The organism is Sphingomonas natans, assembly GCF_030546695.1.
Classification (GTDB): Bacteria; Pseudomonadota; Alphaproteobacteria; order Sphingomonadales; family Sphingomonadaceae; genus Sphingomonas_I; species Sphingomonas_I natans.
In genome coordinates this window covers 59096-78670 of sequence record NZ_JAUOTP010000009.1, presented here as the reverse complement: position 1 = coordinate 78670, position 19575 = coordinate 59096, and the positions used below count along the sequence as shown (strand labels likewise).

The 19575-nt window shown below is 65.6% G+C and carries 14 protein-coding genes; 2 read left to right on the top strand and 12 right to left on the bottom strand.

Annotation, left to right across the window (positions count from 1 at the left end; genetic code table 11):
* Nucleotides 1–5 precede the first annotated feature (5 nt).
* Both Q4F19_RS17290 and Q4F19_RS17285 read right to left on the bottom strand, forming a co-directional pair.
* Nucleotides 6–929, bottom strand: a complete 924-nt coding sequence (locus tag Q4F19_RS17290; protein ID WP_303545191.1) for a hypothetical protein — start codon at nucleotides 927–929, stop codon at nucleotides 6–8.
* A 6-nt stretch (nucleotides 930–935) separates the two neighbouring features.
* On the bottom strand, nucleotides 936–1277 hold the full coding sequence (locus Q4F19_RS17285; RefSeq protein WP_303545188.1) for a hypothetical protein: 342 nt from the start codon (nucleotides 1275–1277) through the stop codon (nucleotides 936–938).
* A 517-nt stretch (nucleotides 1278–1794) separates the two neighbouring features.
* On the opposite strand from Q4F19_RS17285, the gene Q4F19_RS17280 reads away from it, so the two are divergent.
* Nucleotides 1795–2007: a hypothetical protein gene (locus Q4F19_RS17280; protein ID WP_303545185.1), complete on the top strand. Its 213-nt coding sequence runs from the start codon at nucleotides 1795–1797 to the stop codon at nucleotides 2005–2007.
* A gap of 736 nt (nucleotides 2008–2743) precedes the next feature.
* On the opposite strand, the gene Q4F19_RS17275 is transcribed toward Q4F19_RS17280, so the two are convergent.
* A complete protein-coding gene (locus tag Q4F19_RS17275; protein ID WP_303545182.1) occupies nucleotides 2744–3046 on the bottom strand; it encodes a hypothetical protein in 303 nt (100 codons plus the stop codon).
* Nucleotides 3047–3407: 361 nt separating this feature from the next.
* On the opposite strand from Q4F19_RS17275, the gene Q4F19_RS17270 reads away from it, so the two are divergent.
* A complete protein-coding gene (locus Q4F19_RS17270) occupies nucleotides 3408–4430 on the top strand; it encodes a sigma-54 interaction domain-containing protein (protein ID WP_303545179.1) in 1023 nt (340 codons plus the stop codon).
* A gap of 9 nt (nucleotides 4431–4439) precedes the next feature.
* Here Q4F19_RS17270 and Q4F19_RS17265 read toward each other — a convergent pair whose 3' ends face one another.
* From Q4F19_RS17265 to Q4F19_RS17225, 9 genes are all read right to left on the bottom strand, one after another.
* Nucleotides 4440–4811, bottom strand: coding sequence for a hypothetical protein (locus Q4F19_RS17265; protein ID WP_303545177.1), 372 nt, complete (start codon nucleotides 4809–4811; stop codon nucleotides 4440–4442).
* 70 nt (nucleotides 4812–4881) lie between these two features.
* Nucleotides 4882–6201, bottom strand: a complete 1320-nt coding sequence (locus Q4F19_RS17260) for an eCIS core domain-containing protein (protein ID WP_303545175.1) — start codon at nucleotides 6199–6201, stop codon at nucleotides 4882–4884.
* Nucleotides 6202–6217: 16 nt separating this feature from the next.
* Nucleotides 6218–7861 (bottom strand): PASTA domain-containing protein, encoded by a 1644-nt coding sequence (locus tag Q4F19_RS17255; RefSeq protein ID WP_303545173.1) that lies wholly within the window; start codon nucleotides 7859–7861, stop codon nucleotides 6218–6220.
* A 12-nt stretch (nucleotides 7862–7873) separates the two neighbouring features.
* Nucleotides 7874–11542 (bottom strand): DUF6519 domain-containing protein, encoded by a 3669-nt coding sequence (locus Q4F19_RS17250; protein ID WP_303545172.1) that lies wholly within the window; start codon nucleotides 11540–11542, stop codon nucleotides 7874–7876.
* Nucleotides 11543–11560: 18 nt separating this feature from the next.
* Nucleotides 11561–13801, bottom strand: a complete 2241-nt coding sequence (locus Q4F19_RS17245; protein ID WP_303545170.1) for a hypothetical protein — start codon at nucleotides 13799–13801, stop codon at nucleotides 11561–11563.
* Nucleotides 13802–13946: 145 nt separating this feature from the next.
* Nucleotides 13947–16244 carry a baseplate J/gp47 family protein gene (locus Q4F19_RS17240; protein WP_303545168.1) on the bottom strand — a complete coding sequence of 766 codons (2298 nt, stop codon included), beginning with the start codon at nucleotides 16242–16244 and terminating at the stop codon, nucleotides 13947–13949.
* Nucleotides 16245–16254: 10 nt separating this feature from the next.
* Entirely contained in the window at nucleotides 16255–18648 is a 2394-nt protein-coding gene (locus Q4F19_RS17235) for a baseplate J/gp47 family protein (RefSeq protein ID WP_303545166.1), read from the bottom strand.
* Between the two features lie 197 nt (nucleotides 18649–18845).
* Nucleotides 18846–19229 (bottom strand): GPW/gp25 family protein, encoded by a 384-nt coding sequence (locus tag Q4F19_RS17230; protein WP_303545163.1) that lies wholly within the window; start codon nucleotides 19227–19229, stop codon nucleotides 18846–18848.
* Nucleotides 19230–19245: 16 nt separating this feature from the next.
* Nucleotides 19246–19563: a hypothetical protein gene (locus Q4F19_RS17225; RefSeq protein ID WP_303545162.1), complete on the bottom strand. Its 318-nt coding sequence runs from the start codon at nucleotides 19561–19563 to the stop codon at nucleotides 19246–19248.
* Nucleotides 19564–19575: the final 12 nt, after the last annotated feature.

The following is a 19575-nucleotide window of genomic DNA, read 5'->3' as shown; positions in this document are numbered from 1 at the left end:
CGCGGTCATGTCGACCGCAACAATGAGGAGACGGCTTGGCCCGCGATTTTGCTAAGCGCATCTACAAGCCAGCCCCAATATTTGAACGAGATGTCGACGGCGCTTGCGTGCAGCGTCTGGAGTTGCGCGCGCTCGCCGCCCTCCAGGCCGGATTGGAAGCGGCTGACCACGTCACCGTCAATCTGGATTACCGTTTGCATCAGGATGACCTCGGTGCCGATGTCCCAAGCCTTTCGCAGCGGCACGAGCTCCGCCGATCTCACAACTTCATCAGGACTGTGACGGGTGATTTCCGCCGGACCGCCGTCGAATATTGCCTTCAACTGGTCGCAGTTGCGGCGGATGCGATGAAAAATTGCCCGGTCCTGCGGACGAAATCCGCGGGCAATGCCACGGATGGTTCCGCCCCAGCTTGCATCAGGAAGGAGCTGGTGGACGCGCCCCTGCAAATGACTGAACAGGTCGCTCCGGGTGTCGGCGAGGTTGAGAATTCGGGACCGCATCTCGACCGACCAGAATGCGATCTGGCGTAAGTCGTCGAGCACCGCTGCTGTTACGGTGTCAGGCGCATCCCGCAAAAAACCGTCTTTCCACACGCGTTTACCATCCCGTTGCTCAAGCGGCTTGCCGCTTCGCGTTGCGAGTTCGGCGCGCGCCTCGGTCGCCTGAGAGGAATCGTCTGTCGGTGGCGGGAATGGCTCCGCGCCCCAGTCGAACGACATGGAGATCACGCGCAGCCACGGCTCCAGCGGCTCTCCCTGCGTGCCGAACCTGTTGACCTCACGGCACAGAAAATCCCAGTACGTTTCAGCCGTTTCCACTAACGCCTGTGGCCCGGAGGGCATTTTCTGGCCCGACATCCCGTCCTTTTCGACGGTGTTGATCTCCAACGTGAGGAGGTTGCGCGCGAGGGGGCCGAAGTCGGGCATGAGGCATCACCGAGCCAGGCTGCGCGCCAGGTCGATCACGGCCTTCAGATTGTCGGCCACAATTTGCCGGCTTAGAGTCACCTGATCATTGTGAAGCTTCATCAGCTTCTCATTGTCGATAGCGCCTGCCGAGAGCGCGTTGCGAATGTCGCCCTGGTCAAGCCGGATAACTGTGCTGACGGCTTCGGCGGCTTCCCCCGTCTTCGGGTCGATCGACCATTCATTTCCGTCGACCCCGACAGTCATTGGCGCTATTACCGTGGAGACCTCAAGTGTCAAAAGCTGGTCGAGCGTGTTCCCGATCCGAGCCAGCAGGGTTTCGGATTGATCGCGCACCTCGTCAGCCATGAAACGTCCCCTTTTCGTCAGCCTATAGCGGTTCCAAAACCTTTGCCCCAATGCCCCAAAAGGCGTAATCAGGTTTTACCTCAAGCAGGCTCAGTTGGCGAGTCAACAGTGGGATTGCAGAGTGGTTTGCTCTAATCGCCGCCATCGCCTCACCATAAGGAAGTAGACTGAAAGTGACACGGAAGCGGCCGCATCTCAGACTATAGTTTCGCCGAGATGCGGTTGGACAGTCCGTGCCTCGCGCGGCCTAGGGCGCGCTGGGCTTTCGCCTTCAGCATGGAAGACCACCCCATTCGGCTCGCAGACTCGCCCGGCGACAGCGCCGCGTCGCCTGTCATTCGTCCGGCCCAACGCTGTTGAGAAGAACCGTGAGTGGCCAGCATCCGCACGCCACACCGTGTTTACACAGACGTCCGGTGTTGCCGTTGCCCTCGAAACGCGCTGAATTTACATAATTCTCAAACTGCTATCGAAGGCCCCCTTTGATTTTATAGTTATGCTGCACAGGGAGTTTGCCATGACAGACGCTGGCGCTTCAAAGGATAATCCCACCACTTCGGCTTCAGTGCCAGGAATAAATATCGACAAAAAGCCATCTAACGTGGCTATCTACTCCGCAATTGTATCTTCGCTCGCCTTGGTGGGAACGATCTTTAATACTTGGTTTGCGTCTTTTAGCCCGGCAAACCTAGACGTTCAACTCGGAAATACGGCCGCCATTGCGTTATGACGCTCTGGTCGTCCAGGGATCTTGCTACCCGTCTTAATGTGGAACAAAAGCGCAAAATCCGGCGTGATATTGGATGCACGAGCGGTGATAACGGATATCGAGACTAAGCAGACATATGAACTGCCGGCGTACCGCTATTATACCTATTCCGGAGGAGGAACGGATTTATACGCGGATTCGGCGCCGGACCTAATCAAGGGTGGCGAGAATCTGCGAAGAGACATCGCGTTCCGAATGGCTTCTGTTCCGAGAAGGCGGATACTGTTCGGCACACGCCCTTACTCGGTTAGATTATTTTACAAGACCAAATCGTCTTCTAGTGAGATCGCGACAGAGGGACGCCGGTTCGAGCCTGATACGGAAACCATTGAGTACGTAAATTCTGCGTTGAATAGGCAATCGAGTTTTATGTCTATGTCGGTGAGGCTAAATCGTGGAACATAACAACGTATGCGCTCCTGCATCGGCCGCGCGCGGCGCCATACTCTGCGTATTGGCGCCGCCCTCGAATGCCTTGATCGATATACTCCTTGCCTTGCCTCAAAGCCGCGAGCTAGTAGCATAATTGCAGTCCTGCCGATCACCCGCAATCCAGGATCACTGAAACGTGATGGCCCGCGGCAACGTCAGATAAGCAGCGGTGTCAGATAAAAGGTCGCGGTATAGCGGCCGCCAAATAGTTTCGATCACCGCTTATGCGTAAGGCCGGGGGCCCGGACTGCACGACAGTCAAAATCTAGGCCGGCGATTCTGTGCGAAATGTGCCGTCGTTTTGCTGGATGGCGAGAACAGGTCGCTTGCCGCATAGAAGTTCGGTTTTCGCTGCCAGCGACGCGCAACGGATTGCGTCATCGACGTTGCTGAACCGCATAATCGCGCCATGCACGCTGATGAGCCACTGCCCATCCAGACCGCGGGCGATGCGATATGTAGATCCGTCCATTTCCATCTCCGGCGCTCCGCGGTCGGACGCCGGGATGCGCACAGCTTCAACGAATATCGTTTCGTTATGATCCGGGCCAGTGCCTTGGCGCGCCATCCGGATTGCGCGAGCTTCGAAACATCAAGCATTACAGGGACTCTTGCCCGCCAGGAAATCGTAACGCGGCTAACTTGGTCCGGGTTGGACGCGCATCTGTCGAACAACAGCTAATAGGCAGTCGTCATTACCACCAAGCAACGAACTTCCGACGCCAGCGCACCAAATGTCGCGGTTCTTCAGTTCTGATTGCCAAGCTGCGTGTAGCGGCGGGCACGCATTCTTGTTAAGACGGATTGATTGTGTGCGTAGCCCCGTCGACGTTCAGCGTCGCCGATTCTCTCGCCGCTCGCGTGCGCAAAGCGGCCAGCGGCCTGTTCGGGCTGGGGTATCGCGCTTGATTGGGGATGAGGGAAGCGACGTGGCTGCTCTGAAGACCGTAACCGCCGGGGCGAGGTCCGGGCTGGTCGGCGCAAGTGACGCGATCCGCGCCGTTCTCGCCAAGCTTGAGGCGTTCAGTACCTGCGACGCCCCGGTACTCATTGACGGGGAAACCGGCACCGGCAAGGAGCTGGCCGCGCGAGCACTGCACTATCAGTCGCGCCGGCGCGGCGAGCCGTTCGTGCCGATCAATTGCGCGGCCCTGCCCGAGCAGCTTATCGTCAACGAGCTTTTCGGGCACCACCGCGGCGCCTTCACCGGCGCGGAGGTGCGTCAAGCGGGATTGGTGGAGCAGGCTGGCGGCGGGACCATCTTGTTCGACGAGGTCGACATGTTGCCGTTGCCAGCGCAGGCAGTATTGCTGCGCTTCCTGCAGGACCAAGAATATCGCCCGCTGGGCGGCGGCGTGGTGAAGATCGGCGACGTGCGCATCGTCGCCGCGAGCAACGCGCGCCTCGCTACCAAGGTGAAAGATCGCAGCTTCCGCGAGGATCTGTTCTATCGACTTGGCGTGCTGATGCTCCACCTTCCGCCGCTGCGCGAACGGCGGGACGACGTGCCCCTGCTGGCGGATCATTTCCTACAACGGCTCCAGCAACGATACGGCGGCGCTAAGCGGCTGGACCCGCAGGCGCTGGACACGCTCGAAGCGCATGACTGGCCCGGCAATGTACGTGAACTGGAGAATCGGCTGCATCGCGCATTCGTGCTCTCACCAGGACCAGAGATCGGCTGCGCGGAGCTCGAGCTGGAACCCACTGCAGCACCGGCGCGGCTGCGCACGGTAGCGAACGGCTGCGACGTGTTCGCCGCCGCCAAGGTGCGCGCAATCGCCGATTTCGAGCATGACTATTTGAGCCGGCTGATGGCGATGACCCGAGGCAACATCTCGGCCGCCAGTCGGGTCGCGCACAAGGAGCGCCGGACGCTGGCACGATTGCTGCAGAAACATGGAATCAACCGGCGGGAATATCAGGGCGAAGGGGGTATGTCGGACGCGTAGCGCTGTTGCTCAATCGCAGTGGAAGCTCAGGTGTTGCTCGCATGTTGTCGGCGATTGCGCGCCCGCTTTGTCCCCGATTTCGGTCACGATCTCGCTTAGCACAATCTCGTTGAGGCCGGTCGACGGTAGGCCGATCGGGATGCGGATCAATGCAAACCACGGGACGTTTGCGGCGATCGGGCCGACATGCCGCCGGATGTCCAGTGCGATGCGTGTAAGGCCTGGCAGCCGCTCCACGGTCGCAACGGCGACCTGGTCTAGGCTGTTGAGGCTGTCCGTGCGGATGATCGCCGTGGTCGGTCGTCCGGTACGGCATGGCGCAGAGTTTGCGGCGGCGTCGCGGAAGAGCGCGAGCGTCCCGCCGTCATCGTCCTCGACCACGACGATGCGCGGCGCCGCATCAAGTTTCGGATCGTCAAAGACCGGTAGGATATTCAACGAACAGCGAGCCTCAGGTATCGGTTGTCTGGAAGCTGTTGTTTATGATTGCGCCGCCGTGCATCGGGCGGTTGTCCACATCGAAGCCCGGGATGGAGCGGCTGCGATTTACTGCTCCCCCGTTCAATGTGACACGGCCGCCCACAGCAGCTGTCGTGTCGAACGTGCCGGTTACCGACGAATTCCAGTGGACATGGTTGAGGTGGCGGAACGCAGCCTCATTTGTCCCGTCAGGGATATGGCTGGCGCTCAGCGTCGACACAAAGCCGACGGAGAAGCTGAACCAGCCTCGCGTCCCGACTCGCCCGGCAACCGGGTTCGTCCATGGAATTCGTCCGGAGGACGGGGTGTCCCTGATCACCGGCGACCCAACATCGCCATTGGCGGCAAAGCCTTGGGCAAAGGGATCGTGGTACCAAGTATTCGCAGCCGCCGTCGCGTCGCGCATTGGCAGGCCGCCATTGATCCTCAGCCGGCGGTGCGTCCGGTTGGCTCCGGTGCCCCAGAAGATATCATATTGGAACACCTTTCCGACCTGATGATGCGCGACCTCCCAATCCGAGAATACGTCGGTGGGAGCGCCATGTATCGTCGCGTTGGGCGTCCACTGAAACGTCGGTGCGGGTGAACCCAGGACGAAGCCTGCAGCATCCTCATTCACGACCATGGCATTCGTATTGAAGGTGCCGGGCGTCGTTGTGAACGAGACGACACGCTGGACCCGCGCAACCTGCAGCGGGCTTGTTTCCAGCGCCGCCATAGGAAGCTCCGTGGCCTCGCCGTCATTGGCGGCCATCACGATATCAGCGACCTGCTCCGCCTGCCGTTCATGGACGTCGTCGGGAGCCGCAATGGCGAGATCGCCGGTCGCCGGCATGGCTGCGCCCCGTTGCTGCACCGTATGGGCGAGCTCGTGCGCGAGCAGCCGCTGACCGGCCATGGTATTTGGCGAGTATTGCGCCTGACCGAACACGATGTCGTTGCCGACCGTATAGGCGAGCGCATTGACCGCGCGTGCCGACTCAAATGCCATATTGTCCGTGTGGATCCGCACCTCGCCCAAGTCTTGGCCGAACCGCGGTTCGAAAAAAGCGCGGGTCGCTTCGCCCAGCGCCTGCCCGGGCGTGCCGAGCACATCGCGTACCAACGACGACGGAGTTTCACGGGCGGACGTGTTCCCATCGGAGCGGCGATGGAGCTTGGTCGACGTCGTACGTCCGAAGGGATGCGCAATTGCCAAGTCGTGAGACGTGGTCGACGACCGACGCTGTGGCGGTCGCGTGGGGGTCGGGCGGTGCCGAGGAGCCGCCATTTGCGGTACGGTGGTCGCCATGGCTGTGCTCCTTCCGCTAGAGCTGCTTCAGACCGGCTTTCAGCATACGCTGAAAATCGCGCGCCTGCTTACGGTTTTTGATCTCAAACATGGTCTGCAGCTCGGTGTCGGGCAGCGTGGCAAGATTTTGCGCGGTATCAGGGCTGCCGGCCGCGGCGACGAGCCTGGCGCGAACCGTCTTCTCGTCGAGGCCGAGCTTCGCGAAGCCAAGATCCTCGGTTACCGCCGTTGCGAACTTTGCGCCGAAGCCACCGCTGCGGTTGACAAGCGCCAGAGTCACCGCAACCGCCGAACCGACCGGCGCCGTGCTGCCGGCAGCGGGCTTGTGCTCGACCACCCGCCCGTTGGCGGGGCCGGTGACCTCGCCGAGCTGGAGTCGGGACTTCTCTAGGATGGCCTTCGCCTCGCCCAGCGTGGAGCCGACGAGGTCGGGGACCGTCGTCCGCTCAATGTCGGATCGCCGGCCAACCACGACGTCGACGGCCGAGCCTTTTGCCACCGGTGCTTTCGCAGGCGGCTTCTGATCCAGGACCAGCCCGGCCCGATCGTCCTCGCGAAGCTCGACCTCGCCGCGCACGAGGTCCGCATCTGCGAGCAAACGGTCGGCCGCTTCCAGCTTCTGGCCGACGAGGTCGGGCACCGCGACCCGATCGTCGGGCGCCTGCACAGCGACGACCAGCGATACCGCGGTGCCCGGCGCTACGCGAACTCCGGCAACTGGGTCCTGAGACAGGACCCCGCCCGCCTTGTCGCCGGGGCGGGGCAAGATCTCGCCCACCACCAGGCCGGCTTCCTTCAGTTTCGCTTCCGCTTCGTCGCGGGCCAGGCCGACAACGTCCGGCACCGCCGTCGTGTCGGCGGGGTCGGCCGTGCCAATGACGAATGTGACGCTGGTGTTTGCGTCGATGGGCTCGCCGGCCGCGGGGGTCTGCGAAACGACCAGTCCGGCGCCCTCGGGATCGCGCTGCGTAAGGCGCTGGCCGACTTTCAAGCCGAGCCGGCCGAGCACGCCCACGGCCGACGCTTCCGGCCGGCCCAAAAGGTCGGGCATAACCGCGCGCTCTGGTGGCTGCGGACAAGGATCCCGGCGGACGGCGCCGATTTGGATGACGCGGTAGCTGACACCCTGATCGACAAGGGCGATCGCCTCTTCTCCGCGGTAGAGAACAGCTTGGTTCGAGTCCGACACCTGGAGGTACACAACGGCCGCGCGCTGGTCACCCAGTGGCAGGCTCATCAGGAAATAGCCCTTGGCGTCCGTACACGTGTAGCGCCGGACGCTCCCGTTCGCGTCGACCGCCGCGACCGCCAGCCCGGCGGAGGGCGTGCCGTCCGCTGCGATCACCCGCCCATGAATCACGGCGGTGCCGGGCGTGCGCTTGGGCGCGTCGATCTCCGCCGTCCCGACCGCCAACATGAAGCTGCTCTGCGCCAGTTTCTCTACGGCAAGAGCCGTTTGCGTTCGTGCGATCTCCTCGCTCTCGTCAGGCCGTCGCGCCTGCACCAGCGCGAGCCGGCGCTCGCTGGCACCCACCCGCGCCTGCTGCACCCGGGCAACGTGATCGAGCCCCACCAGGCGCACGCGATCGGTCGCCCGGGGCAGATCGCCGATTTGCCCCGCCAAAACGTCCGGATCGATTGTCGAGCTGCAGTCCGCCATGACTCTCTCCCGTTATCCGTTGCCGAGGTCGGTCTTTGCGCCAACCCCCGTCGCGACCGCGCCGGTCTGGCTCTGGAACCGCTCGCATCGGCTCGCCGGCGCCAAGTGACGGTTGGTGTCGAGCGAGGCGGTCGCGCCAGTGCCGAAGCCGGTGAGCAGGATGCGCGGCTGCAGCAGGCCGAAGTGGAAAAAACAGTGCGTGCCCTGATTGTGGCTTGTGTCGTTAAAGAGCCCGATCGTGAGCGCGGACAGGAAGGTGGTGCCGAACGACTCCTTGAGCCGGTTGCCTTGCATCCGCACCGAGAAGCCCAGTACGAGCGCGTCGATCAGCACAAGGTCCAAGAACTTGTCACAATCGGACTGATTGTCCTGCATCGCAACGTCGTCGGTGCTCAGGATCAGGATCGAGCTCAATGCCAGCGTGACCGCAGGCGCGAGGTTGTCGAGCATGATCTGATTGTCGTTGAACTGGACGTTGCCGTTGGCGAGGAGTCGAAGGTCATCGCCCAACGCCTGTCGGCCGGCCTGCTCCGGATCAATCTGACCAAGACCGCTCAGCCCCAACAATTGCAGGTAGACCTCGTTGGAAACGCCGAGGTTGAGGATGGCGACCGCCGCACCGCCCAAGGCATTGAGCAACGCGCTGAGCGGGTTGGGCGTGGCAGTGCGCGCGGCGAGACCATTATTGGCGACCCCCGAAATCGCGACGCCGTTCGCCGGGGCGGTACCGATCGGCGGTCGTGCAAGGCTGTTGCTCCCGTGGGCTGTGAACTGGTTGCCGTGGACCACCATCGGTCCAAGGCCCACGACGCTCAAGGCGCGGCCCTCCCGCGCGACCGCGACATTGTCTTCCACGATCAGCGCGGGCGCACCGTCTTGGCGCAGGCTGGGGCGCTCACCGAAGGGCGTGACGAAGTCGACGCCGGGCCTGACCGTGCCAAACACGATGGCGCCGTGGCGCCCGACCGGCGTCACGCTCTGCTGGGTCGCGACCAGGCCGTTGTCGCGCAGGCGGTTGCGCTGGATCGTCACCGCCTCACCGTCCAGGATATAGATGCCAACGATCGGCGCGTTGCGGTTCTCACCAATCTGCATGATCTCATTGTCGCGGATCGTGATGTCGGCGCCGATCGCCAGCGCGACGCCGCCGAAGCCAGCGATCTCGACCAACTCGACGGGGATCGCGCCGACTGGCAGCCGCATGCAGTTGCGGATGAGATTGCCTTCGATAAGCAGCCGGTCGGTGACAATCGAGTCGCCTTCCTCGGGCACGAACCAATAAGCGACGGTGATGCCGCACGCGCCCATCTCGGTTATTTGATTGCGGATGATGCGGCAGTCCTCGACCGGTCCGTCGGACACGGGATCGAGCGGGGTCGGGTCGTTCGGGTTGGGCTGCGGCCGCGGACGCGGATCGATGGTGACGCAGTCGTTGTCGCCCAGTAGGAAGCGCGCACCGAAGTCGGGCCGTGCGAGACGGGCGGCATAATAGCTCCGCAGCTGCACGGCGTCGCGCAGGATCACCCCGGAGTGGAAAGAGACGGAGCCCAGCACGATGCCGGAGCTAAGGCCGCCCGCAATCTCGTTGTGAGCGATCTCGACGTCGCGACTGTCGCCGCCGATCTGCAGCCCGCCTATGGCGGACAGCCGCGCGCGCGAGGCCGTAGGCGCGCTGATCCGGTTCCGGAGCACATACAGTTCCTGGCCGGCTAAGAACACCGCCGGCTCCTGCGGCCGGTTCGTGCCGATCGTCGGCTCTGTTAGCGCTGCTTGGATGACTCTGCTGTCGAGCAGGCTGGCTCGCCGGCAGGCGGTGGCGATCAGGGCGGCGCGGTTGCGCGCGGCGAGGTCGAGCCGTTCGAAGGTGATCCCGGTTACGATCCGCGCCTCCACCGGCACCACGTCGGCTGCGGCAATTGCGAAATCGGTGAGGGTGATGTCTGAGCATCGCTCGATGTCGATCACCGGCGCGGTCTGACCCTCTGCCGGGACAATCCGGCTACGCGGCCCGCAACCGGCGATGACGACGTTGCGACGCCCCAGAAGTCTTGCGGCGGCCCGGTGGGTTCCGGGAAGCAGGCAGATGCGCCCGCCGTCGGGAGGCAGGAGCTCGATCGCCGCCTGCAGGTCGTCTACCTCGCCGTGGCTGACGCTACCGTCGCCGACATGGACGGTGCAGCAGGTCTCGATCTGACAGAGCTTGCGGAACCGGTGGCGGCAATCCTCGACGGTGGCGACGGACTGCTCAACGTCGCGCCGCCAGCGAACCAAGCCGAGCGGGGCGTAGAACCGCCGCGGGCCGAACGGCGCGGCCTCGTCGAGCAGGCGCCAAGGGACGACGCGGTCGGGCGTGTTCGGCCGCGCCGCGATAACCCAATAGTCACCGGGCAGTCCGAAGGCAGAGAAGCTAACCGAGAGTCCGGTGCCAGCCAGCGCGGTGCTGCCACCGGGCACGAATGGGTAGGACGTGTCGACGACACCTTCGGGTCCGGGCTGCCAGAGTCGTAGGTAGAAGTAGCGGAGCGGATCGTCGGGGGTCAGCTGGTTGAGAATAGGATCGCGCTCCGGTGCGTTCAGCCATTCCTGCATCGCCAGCGGCACCGCGGGCACGATGCGGAGCGTCGCCGTGGCGGGATTGTAGGAAGCGGAGACGCGCGCGAGGGGGCCGCTCAGATCGGCGACCTTCTCGCCATTGGCCAGCAGCGCGCCCCAGGCCAGGATCTCGGCAACGGCACCTTGGAGGGGAAAAAGCACGGGATCGCGCGGAGTGGTCAAGAAGCGAAGTTCGATGGAGCCGTCCGGGCCGGGCGCGGCGTCGCTGATCTCGACGCGGTAGAGCGGCTCGGCGTTGTCATACGCCCAAAGGAAGCGGTTGCCGGCGACCAGCTGGACACGGATCGCCTGGTTCTCCGCGCCGAGATAACCCTGCGTGGTGCGAGGCCGGCAGGGATCGAGCGTCGGTGCGTCACCTGTGAAGCCTACGGTCAGTCGCGCCTTCGAGCGGACCTCGCCGAGTTCGGCGACAAAGGCGTGCGACACGCCGCTGGTGTCGCCATCGGCAGGCTGTGTGACATGGTCGCGCAGGGTGGCCGCTGCCTCAAAGCACCCGTCTCCCGCGTTCGGCAGAACCACGACGCGGCGCATTGCCTTGAGCCGTGTTGAGGTGTCGGGGCCGCCGAGCGCGCGCTCGCGCAGTTCCCGATCCTCAACCGCACGGACCGAGTGCTCGAATGCAGACAAATAAACGAGGTCGGTCCGCGGCGCTTCCGGCACCGTTGGCAGCTCGGCGGCATCGGTTCCGGTGAGCTGCAACCAATCGTCCTGCTGCAGAAAGCTCTGCGGGGCGGTGCCGTCTGCGAGCAAGCCCGGCCAGCTGTGCAGGTGTCCGCCGAGGAGGAAGGTGCCGCCGCCGAGGCGAACATCGTACGTTGCGCGGTTCGTCAGGCTGTCATCGCCCGTCGGCACTCGGGCCGTGGCGGGCTCCGCGCCCAGCAGGCGAAAGCCATCGTTGGTCGATCCGCCGCCGCAGATCAGGTCCGCCAGCAGGCGCAGCCGCTCGTCCGCGGCGATCCGCTCTCGCTCATTCCAGTCTAGGTCGGTAAGGACGCGGCCCTGTTGCAGCCGCACGCTGGTATAGGCCTGTCGGGGATCGAACAGGTAGCCGGTGATGTCACAGGTCATGGCGACGTTTCCCCATGCTCAGGTTTCCGTGATGGGCTGCGCAATCAACCCAAACGGCAGAAATTCGGTGATCTTGTTGTCGAGGTCGGCAAGACGGATCGCGATCAGGCGGCGGTTGAACACGCCGATCTCCGACCGGTTCTCACCGCCTTGCAGGATGTCCATCGGCGCGGTGGGCCCGAGCTGGGCAAAGCCAGAGTCGCCAAACCGGCGCGAAGTGAAAAAGTGGTTGGGGATTGTCGGCGCGAGGAGATGCGATTCGAACTGCGGAGGCAGCCGGCGATTGGGATCGGCGTCCGCAGCGGAGAAGCGGAAGCAGCCGTGCTGCGTGTCGGTGACGCGCACGAGCCCCCGAATGAGAGCATCGGTTGCGTAGAGCCGATCAACGGTGACGTCGCCAAACACGGTAGAGCGGCGCAACTCAACCGACGCGATGCGGCTGGAGATGGCGGGCACGGCGGGGTCGAGGCTCTGTACGATCGAGTCCTGGATCACGATCTCCCGCGCGGAGCAGGCGTCGCCACTGCTCGTCGCCTCCAAGATGGGCCCCGTGATGCAGCGGTCGATGAGGAGGAGCTCGATCTGGCCGCGTACCTCCAGCGTGATCGTCGGAATGGGGAGCGACGACAGAGGTGTCACGCGCGCGCGCTCGCCGCCCGGATCGATCGTGCAATGACGGAGCACGACATTGCGCCAGTCGCCGTCGATGACGATGCGGGCCGGCACGACCGGAGCAGGGTCGCCCGGGTCGGCCAGCGAAACGACCGCGAGATCCGGCGGTTGGATGCTCAGCCACAGCCCGTCGATGACGAGGTCCGGCGGGTCGCCTCCGGTGGCGGCGGTGATCGTGACGGTGGGATCGGCGGCGGGCGGCTCGAAGCGGAAAAATGGGCGCTCGCCATCTGCTGCCTCCAGCGTCAGCGGGCCGACGCCAGCCCAGGTCTGGCCGGCTTCGAGATCGGGGATGTAGGTCTTACTGGTCGGCACTCGCTGCACGCCGCTGGTTGGGAGGATCACGGAATCGATCGGACCAGGATCCGTGAAGAAGCCTTCGCCGTTAATCGGGCCGGTCGGCAGCGTGCCGGTGACGTCGTCGTTGTCCGACAACATCGCGGCGCGGTCGAACGGGCCTGCACCAACCGGATTGGCGAGGCCGAAATGGTAGCGCTGCGCGAACGGCGCCTGTCCCGTTGGGGGCGCGGCGGTCAGCTGCACGCGACCGCGTGCCGGATCGATGAGCGCGCGGCGGTCGGGCTCGACGGTGACGGCGGTAGCCCAGGTCGCGAGGTCGGCACCGAGCGCTTCATGGCGCAGCAGCGGCGCGGCACCCGCATTATCCGCGATCGTCAGGGAAATCGCGCCGGGCCAAAGGTGGACCTTGGGGGACAGCTGAGTCAGCGCCTCCTCCAGCAGCATGGGGCGGTGAACGATCTGTTGCGCCGGGGTCAGGCGGTCGTCGAGCATGCGGCGGAAGGCGCTTTCGGTGCGATATTCGAAGCCGGCATAAGGGGCGAGTTCGTCGGCTAGGCTGGTCGGGATCTCGTTGCTCGATAGATTGAAGCGCGCTGCGTTGAGGCGGCGGCAGGTGAGCGAAGCGGGCGCCTCCCACTCGTGGATGGGACGCCAGGGCTCGCCCTCATCGGGCCGCTGGCGCGGCTGGAACAGGTCGATGTCGCGGCCGCTCGGATCGAGGGTGAAGCGGTTGTCACCGAGGTCGAAGGTCGTCGCCAGCGGCATCGCGAACGCCTGCAGCCGGCAGAGGTGGAAGTTGATCTTGGAAATGTTGTAACGGCCATAAGGTCCGCGGCGGCGGCGGACGTCGAGCATGTGCGCGAGATCATCGAACGGGCCGTCGACCACGTCCGACACGCGCGGTGAGCGGAGGTCGGCGGTGCCGCCCGGCGTCGTCCGTGTGACCAGACCCTCCAGCCCGACGATCTCGGGGTCGAGGCGGTGGCGCGTGCGGCCGAGGCGGCGAAATGCCTCGACCACTATGCCGTCAAGATCGGCGATGTCGCGGATCAGCGCTTCCAGCACCGGCAAGGTACCCTTGCGGCGGCGGTAGAATATCGTGCGCGCAACGGAGACGCGCTGCCCACGGCGGTTCAACTCGCTGACCGGCAGCGTGCCCAGCAGATCACCGATATAAGGGATCGCCCAGTCGTCGGCGAGAGCCGTCTGCTGATCGTCCCACAGCCGGTCGATGTCCCGCCGGATCACCGCGGCCTGACCCGCGACAAGCTCGACGATCGCGCGCATCGTGCCCTGCGCCTCGCCGTCGGGCTGGCCGTCCAGGTCGCGATAAAACTCGGGGATCCAGGCCCAGAGCTTCTCGGTGTAATAGCGCGCGAAGCCGTCGTGAGCAGCGCGGGTCGCCGATGTGATAGGCTGGGTCATGGCCGCCTCACAGCGCCTGCACAACAGTGATAGCGAGATACTGGCCCTCGGCGACAGTGAAGGCGAAGGGGGCAGTGGCGCCGTTGCTCAGGACGCCTCGAACCTCGTCTACGCCTTTGGTCGCGCGCGCTTCGGCGAGGATGTCGGCGCGGAAAATGGGCGCACCTATGGGCACCTGGCGGGGGGAAAGGAGCTCGGTCAGTCGAGCAAGCACCGCTGCCTGGACGGTTGCGGGTTCGCGGTCGGCATCAACGGAGAGGTCCACGGCGAGTGTCATCGGAACAGGCGTCGCGCGCGCGACGCTGATCGGCGTGCCGGGCGCGGCGATGCCATGGAGATACGCGGCGAGATCGGCGCCAAGCTGCTCGGCGCCTTCGTCCGTCGGGGGCACGAACCACAAGGCCACGCCCGCGCGCTGCTCGCGCGTGTCCCAAGACCAGGTGGCCGCAGCGTTGAGGATGCCGCGATAGCCGCGCGCTATCGCCTCGAAGTCGGGAAGCGCAATCGCGCGACCGAGCGCCAGCGCGGAATTCGGCGCGGCTGTGCGGATGTCCTCTGGACGATCGCCGTCGTCACCGCCGAACGCGGCCAGCGGGTTGGTCGCGCGCCGCAATCCTTTTACCGGCCGAGCGAGCTGGTGGAGCGCGCCGGCGGGCGGGCTCGCCGCGCCACCGCCGAAGCGATAGGCGGCGCGAACATTGCTGACGCCGCTCGGCAGCGGCTGGCCGAAGCCTTGGCCGCCGAAGCCGATCTCGGTCTCGCCGTCCACCGTCTGACGAACCGTATAGACCCGGTCTTCGGGGCCGGCCACGAACAAGCTGGGCACCTCGCGCCAGAGGACAGCATCGACCCAGATGCGCAGGGTGCTCTGCCGGCCACCGGGTGCGCCGGGCGCGGCGATGTAGGTCAACGGCTTTTTCTTGAGGCGGAAGGTCTGAAAGGCTCTGGTCGCGTCGCCGCTGCCGAGTATTTCCGACACACTCTCGCCGCGAGTCACCGCAACGAGATTGCCGTAGGCCGCGACAGGCGCGGCAAGCGGCGACGATAGAAGGGCGGTGCTCAGCAGACGCAGCGTGCCGTTGCCGGCACCGTCATCGGTCACGTTGGCGGCAAGATCGGCACCACGCTCCAGCGCGTCCCTGAGCAGCACACGACTCGCCGTGTCGAGCTGGAGCGGCTTGACCGGGGCAGTCAGCGGGGCGGATGCGCGCAGGTCGCCGAGCATGATCTCGGCTTTGGCCGGGCGGACGACGCGGCCCGCGGTGACATTGTTGAAGTGAAGTACCAGCCTGTCTGGCGAGACTGAGCCGATCCAATCCGGTTCCGCGCCGGCGAGCGTGACTTGGGTGAAGGGAACAGTCGGCGCGGGCGAGCTGCCGGCGAGCGGCACATGGGAAAGCGCGACCGAAGAGATCGTCAGCACATGGAGTTGACCGGTCGCGGCATCCTCCAGGATCACGGCAGTTCCGGCGCGGAGCTGCGGGTAAAGGGCGTCAAGGATGAGCGTCACGACGCTTCCGGTGCGGGCGCGCGGCGCGCCAGCGAAGGCGTTCGCGGCAGCGCGCTGTGCGGGGCGGCTGAGGCGGATCGTCGCGAGCTGCTGGGCCGCCGGTATCATGGGCGCAGGCGCAAGCGTCGGCTGGACATAGGTTTCGCCGTCGAGGAAGCGGCGGCTGGCGACCGCGGCAATCCTGGCGGCGTGGCGCGTGCTACCCGATTCGACGAGCACGATCTGGCCTTCGGCGATACTCGCGCCTTTCGGATCGAGGAGCAGGGGGCCTCTGTCAAACGTCTGCGGGCGGATGGGCGCGATCGTCCATTCGTTGAGGCTTTGGTGAATCTGGGTGTCCACGCTCGCCTCGAAGATCTGCGGCGCCTGGCCGGCGACGACGTCGGAGCGGAAGGCCGTACCGGCGGGGACGGAGATCGACCGGCCCGCCTCAGCGAACAGCACTAGCGTTGCCGAGGCGGCCAGCGGCGGCCTGGGCGTGTAGCCGATCAGCGCAACGAGGCGGCGGAGCGAACGGTCGCGCTGCGCCGTCCGGATGTACAGCTCGCCCGCAAGCTCGCCGCTGTAGAACGACAGGACGTCGAGCACATACGCCCACCATTCGAGCAGCATCAGGCCGAAATCGTCGCCTTCCCGCGCGCGCCAGCCGTCGAGCGCCGGCTTGAGCGCGACCCCGGCGAGCAGTGCCGCGCGGAAGTCGGGGAAGCCGCCGATCTGGCGGGGCAGCCGGGCGAGCCCAGCCGGGATATCCGGCGGTGGCGGAAAGACGCGCGCGTCGCAAAGGCAGGTGGCCATCGCGCGCTCCTCAGGCAGGTGCCACGGCGCGCAGCCGGATGGCGAGGCTGCCCTGATCGGGCAGACGCGGGTCGTTGGCGAGGCGCAAGATGCGGTCGGTGCCGGCAACAAGCACCGCGTCGGCAAATTCGGCAAATTCGGCCTGACCACGACGGCGCAGGCGGATCCCGTCCACTGCCAGCACTCCCGGTACGGCGGCGGTCGCGGCTTCCACCTCGGCGCGGTAGAGCGGGTCGCCGAAGCTCCAATTATCGGGGTGAAAGAAGGGCAGCGGCTCGCCGTAGCGGGCAGGCCCGGTCAGCGCGCGGACCACGCGTTCCTGCACTTGGCCGAAATAGGCGCCGGGTTCGATGCAGATCGAAATGTCGAGGTCGATGTCGAGGAACACTGGGTCGATAACATGGACCTCGCGGCCTGCTTGGCGGACCCGGTCCATCAGCGCCTCAAGCTCGGTGCGACGCGGCTCGGACAGCGTCGCGCTGCCAAGCGGGTCTGGCGTGACGAAGGTGGTGAGCCAGCTTCCCGTCCAGCGCGTCACGGCTCCCGCCCGCTGCACCCAGGGGAGCCGCTCCGCAATTTCGCGATAATCCTGGTCGAGCACTGCGCGCCAGACGAGCGCGCGGAAGGCCTCGGGAATGATGCGGCGCGCGAGTTCCATATCCTCGGGATCGCGGCCGCCGGTGACCGGGAGGGGGTTGCTGACCGCGACCAGCGCCGCCTCGGTGGCAGCGACGGCGCCCTGCGGCGCGCCGGGGGGAGCGGCGAGCAGAGTGATGCTGTCGGCAGGCAGATTGGCGCGGCGGCCGGGGCCCGTGCGATAGGTGATCCGGAACAGGGCGCCGTCCGGCGGGCGCAGGCCGAAGGTGCCGTCGCCGAAGCGGACCGTCGCGCCACCGTCGGCTGCATAATCCTGGTGGACAATGCGCTGGCCGAGCCGGTCGAAGCTGATCACGTCGCGCCAGACGCCCGGCTCGATGGTGAACAGCCGGCCCCGTTCATCGCCGAGCAGGATCTCGCGCTGGAAGTGCCACAGGTCGCCCGCGGGGAGGCTGTCGACAGGTCCGCCATTGGGCTGCACTTCCTCGATCAGTATTTCAGGGATCGGGAACGCGCCGAGCGGCGGCGGATCGTCGGCGAACCGCCAGCCCAGGCCCGACATGTCGGTCAGCGGCAGGCTGCGGCGGTGCAGGATCGCGCGCGCGCCGCTGTCGAGGTCGAACGGGCCGGCGCGCTCGACCGTGGTCGGCAGGTCGTCGTGCGGCGGCGGGGGGGGAAAGCCGATCGCAACATGGTCGCGCACCGTCAGCCCGGCGGCGGCGGGCACGAGATTGGCGCTGACGAAGGTGGAGGCGAGGTCGAGCTCGAACGGCAGCGCGTCCTCGGCGCGCCAGTGAATGCGCGTCGTGTTGATCGGGTTGCCGTTGATATCCGTTATGAGGGGGTCGGTGACGACCTCGACGGGCGCGTCCACCTCGACGATGAGGCGGCGTTGGGGAGCGTCGCGCGCAACCGGACGCGTTTCGATGAGGAGCTTGCGGCCGATCCAGAAGCGCGTGACGGCGGCCGGGTCCGGTGTGCCGGGCAAAGTGGCGGCGACCAGCGGCTCGCCGACCAGCCACAGCTCGCGCGCGCCGACCTCCAGGCACCGCAATGCGGGGTCTGGCACATGCGCGGGCATGTCGTTCCACAAGGCATGCAGCCAGTAGGTCGCGCGCTCCAGGCCTTCGGCCGGAATGTCGCGGTAGCTGCGCAGGCCCGTGCCGACCTCGAAGGCGATCGCCGGCATGCCTTCGGGATCGGCCCAAGCGCGCAGGCCCGCCGGCACCTCCACCCCGCCGATATCGACGGTCAGGCGCAGATAGGTGCTCGCGCTCAACCCTTCGTCGAGCTGGTAGTCGACGAGCCCGGCAAAGGCCGCGAGCGAGCGGCGCTGACTGAGAGTCTCGAGGTAACCCTCGCGCGAATGGCGGTCCTGAATATAGCTGAATTCGTCGCCAAGCGCGGCCGACAGCTCGGCGAGCATGCTGCCGACGTCGGCCGGGATGCGCTCTTGCCAGTCGGGGTAACGCTGCGCTGCAAAGTCCATCAGCGCCACACGGAAGCTCTCGAAGTCGCGGGCCAGATAGTCGATGGGCCAGTCAACCGGCGCTTCGTCCGGGCAATCGTGCCGCGACGCGCAGTCGAACGCGGTCGGGCAGCCCTGCTTGAACGAGAAGATGACGTCGTTGAAGAAGCGGTCGATCCGCGGCGGCGCGTGGGGGTCGATCAGCGTCAAGCGATAGAGCCGAAAATCGCCCGGCTGCTCAACGTCGATGACGAGCACGGCGCGGAGATTACCCTGCGCGTCGGGCAGACGGTCCCACGCGAGGGCGGCGATCGCGATCGTGTCGTCGCTGTCCTCCACCGCGTCGATGCGCGCGAAGCCGACAGGCGGCGCGACGGTAATGTCGAACGGATCGACGTCGAGCGCGTCGGGATCGACGATGAAGAAGACGTGGAGGCGCCGCTGATCGTTCGGGTCGGCGACGCGCACGAAGTCGATGCCCGTGACAGTCGAAATCACCTGGTCGCAGATCAGGCTCTTGCGATCGATCTCCGCCATCAGACCGTCACCTCCACGTTCAGGAAGCGGCGCTCGCCACGAGCGCGGAGCAGATAGGCGACGATGATATCGAGGCGGCCCGGTTCGGTCGTCGCCGCTGTCACCTTCTCGACGCGGATCAGGTCGCTAAGCCAGTTGGTGAGCGCCTGATAGATCATCGTCTGGGCGAGCGACGCCGTCGCGGGGCTTAACGGCGCGAAGACGAGGCGGCGGACGCCCGCGCCGAACTCCGGCCGGTTGATCCGCTCGCCCGGAGCCGTCAGCAGCACCTGGCGGATGAGCTGCTTGATATAGGCCTCGTAATCTGTCTCCTGGCGCAGCCGCCCGCTGCCCGGAGCAACCGAGAGCGGGTGGTGAATCGCCTGGAAGAGATTGGCGGCCATGTCCGTCACCCTTCCATCACTGCGCGCTGACGCGGCTGTCGGGGATCTTCACGATCATCGGCCCGGTGGGGACGCCGACTGCGTTGACGCAATTACCGACGCTGCTGATCGAGATGGTCGGAATTCCACCGACGGAGCAGCGGGTGTTCGGCGAAATCCAGTTGCCGACCACGGTGAAGGGCGGGACGGCACCGGGAAAGATGAGCACGTCCGCGACGGTGCCAAGCGTGCCCGTCGCAGCGCTGACCCGTTGGTTGGGCGACACGTTGGTCGTGGCAGGCACCTGCGCCGCATCGGAGATGCCGGCTGCGAGGGTCTGGATGTTGCCTGCCATCTTCCTGTCTCC